The sequence below is a fragment of the Paenibacillus sp. sgz302191 genome (genome assembly GCF_057749925.1).
On sequence record NZ_JBYLHY010000099.1, the window covers coordinates 1 to 695 of the forward strand.

General features: G+C 64.5%; 1 protein-coding gene. It reads right to left on the minus strand.

Annotated elements, in window-relative coordinates; translation table 11 throughout:
• A partial coding sequence (locus AC3G2T_RS38765; RefSeq protein ID WP_488438826.1) for an AMP-binding protein occupies positions 1 to 695 on the minus strand: 695 nt, incomplete at both ends.

The window sequence follows — 695 nt, forward strand, 5'->3', positions numbered from 1 at the left end:
CCGGATCGCTTCGTCGATCACATGGATGTTCGCCCCGGCTATCCAGTACGGGAACAGCTCCCACACGGAAGCGTCAAACCCGAACCCGGCGTATTTGGCGCTGCGGTCCTCGGCAGTAACTTCGAAAGCCCTGTTGTGCCAGCAGCACAGGTTGACCAAAGAGTCATGCTCGACCATAACGCCTTTCGGCTGGCCGGTCGTGCCCGACGTATAAATCATGTAGGCCAGATGATGCGCTCCTGCCGCCGTGAGCGGATTGAGTTCGTCGGACAGACCGACTTCTCCGGCCAGCATGGACGCTGCTCCCTCGCCGTCCAGCCGCAGCACCTCGCCGCCGTATTCCGCCGGCACGGGCAAGCCGCTTTGCGTCAGCAGCACCGGCGCGCCGCTATCGGCGAGCACATAAGCGATGCGCTGCTTCGGATAATCCGGATCGATGGGCACGTACGCCGCTCCGGCTTTGAGGATGCCGAGTACACCCGCGGCCATCTCCAGCGACGGCTTGACCATGATGCCAACCCTGCTTTCCGCGCCGATGCCTTTGGCGATCAGCAGGCGGGCCTGCCGGTTCGCCCGCGCATTCAGCTCCCGGTACGTCCACGACCGCCCGCGATAAGTTACCGCCGGACGGTCCGGCGTCCGCAGCGCCTGCTCCTCGAACAGCCGATGGATCGTCGCATCCTCCGGCACGTCCA